Source organism: Streptacidiphilus monticola (assembly GCF_042658505.1).
Taxonomy (GTDB): domain Bacteria; phylum Actinomycetota; class Actinomycetes; order Streptomycetales; family Streptomycetaceae; genus Streptacidiphilus; species Streptacidiphilus monticola.
The window spans coordinates 45,203-47,106 of the sequence record NZ_JBHSQJ010000099.1 but is presented as its reverse complement, the minus strand read 5'-3'; the positions used below and the strand labels follow the sequence as shown (position 1 = coordinate 47,106).

The window sequence follows — 1,904 nt, the reverse complement described above, 5'->3', positions numbered from 1 at the left end:
CCCGACGGGCGCGGTTTCGCGCGGCAGGCGTGGAAGGCCGCCGACGGGCAAGGTGGTTCGCATGGAGACCCTCGGACTGCCCGACACCGTGCACGCCTGCCTGTTCGACCTCGACGGCGTGCTCACCCCCACCGCGGCGATCCACGCCGCCGCCTGGAAGCAGATGTTCGACGCGTTCCTGCGCGAGCGGCAGGGCCCCGACGCCCGCCCCTTCGACTCCGTCGGCGACTACGACGAGTACGTGGACGGGCGCCCGCGCGCGGACGGCGTACGCACCTTCCTCGCCTCCCGCGGCATCTCCCTCCCGGAGGGCGAGGACGACGACCCACCCGAGCGGGAGACCGTGCACGGACTGGGCAACCGGAAGAACCTGCTGGTGCTCGACGCCATCCGCCGCCAGGGCGTGCAGCCCTACCCCGGCTCCGTCCGCTACGTCGACGCCGCCCGGGCGGCCGGCCTGGCGACGGCGGTGGTGTCGTCCAGCACCAACTGCCGGGACGTCCTCGAAGCGGCAGGCATCGCCGACCGCTTCGACACCGTCGTCGACGGCAACACCGCCCACCAGCGGAAGCTGGCCGGGAAGCCGCACCCCGACACGTTCCTCGCCGCCGCCCGCGACCTCGGCGTCACGGCCGGGCAGGCCGCGGTCTTCGAGGACGCGCTCGCCGGGATGGACGCGGGCCGCGCGGGCGACTTCGGCTTCGTCGTCGGGGTCGACCGCGTCGGCCAGCGGGACGCGCTGCGGGAGCACGGGGCCGACACCGTCGTCACGGACCTGGCCCAACTACTGGAGGCCGACCGGTGATCAGCCACCCCTCCTACGCCGTCGAACCCTGGGCGGTCCGGGAGACCGGCCTGGACCTCGACGTCCTCGCCCAGAGCGAGTCGGTCTTCGCCCTGTCCAACGGCCACCTCGGCTGGCGCGGCAACCTCGACGAGGGGGAGCCGTACGGCCTGCCCGGCAGCTACCTCAACGGCGTGCACGAACAACACCCGCTCGCCTACGCCGAGCCGGGCTACGGATACCCGGACGTGGCGGAGACCGTCATCGACGTCACCAACGGCAAGCTGATCCGGCTGCTCGTCGACGACGAGCCCTTCGACGTCCGCTACGGCCAACTGCTGGACCACGAACGGGTGCTGGACATGCGGACCGGGGTGCTGAGCCGGACCTGCACCTGGCGTTCGCCCTCCGGGCGCACCGTGCGCGTGCGCAGTTCGCGGCTGGTGTCGCTGACGCAGCGGGCGGTGGCGGCCGTGGCGTACGAGGTGGAGGCGGTGGACCAGGCCGTGCGCGTGGTGGTCCAGTCGGAGCTGGTGGCGAACGAGGAACTGCCGAAGTCCGGCGGCGATCCCCGCCAGGCCGCCGCCGTGGAGCACCCGCTCGCCGCGGAGCAGCACCTGGCCCTTGGCGCGCGGCTGCGGCTGGTGCACTCGACCCGGGCGTCCGGGCTGCGGGTCGGCGTCGCGGCGGACCACACGGTCAAGGCTCCCGGCCGGCTGACCGCCGAGGGGGAGAGCAGCCCGGACGTGGCGCGGTGGACGGTCACCGCCGTGCTGGAGCCGGGGCAGGCGCTGCGGCTGGAGAAGTTCGTCGCCCACGGCTGGTCCGGTCGGCGCTCGCTGCCGGCCGTGGCCGACCAGGTGGAGGCGGCGCTGTCGGCGGCCCGGTCCACCGGCTGGTCCGGGCTCGTGGCCGAGCAGCGGGCCTACCTCGACGCCTTCTGGTCGCGCGCCGACGTGGAGGTGGAGGGCGACGCGGAGATCCAGCAGGCGGTGCGCTTCGCCATGTTCCACGTCCTCCAGGCGGCCGCCCGGGGCGAGGAACAGCCGGTCCCCGCCAAGGGGTTGACCGGGTCCGGCTACGACGGGCACGCGTTCTGGGACACCGAGAGCTACGTCCT

General features: G+C 74.1%; 2 protein-coding genes. Both read left to right on the top strand.

Going from position 1 to position 1,904, the window contains the following annotated elements; translation table 11 throughout:
• Positions 1-61 precede the first annotated feature (61 nt).
• Positions 62-805 (top strand): beta-phosphoglucomutase family hydrolase, encoded by a 744-nt coding sequence (locus ACFP3V_RS22820; RefSeq protein WP_380586490.1) that lies wholly within the window; start codon positions 62-64, stop codon positions 803-805.
• Positions 802-1,904: glycoside hydrolase family 65 protein (locus ACFP3V_RS22815; RefSeq protein ID WP_465270108.1), on the top strand; the 1,103-nt coding region annotated here is incomplete at its 3' end. The genes ACFP3V_RS22820 and ACFP3V_RS22815, both read left to right, overlap by 4 nt.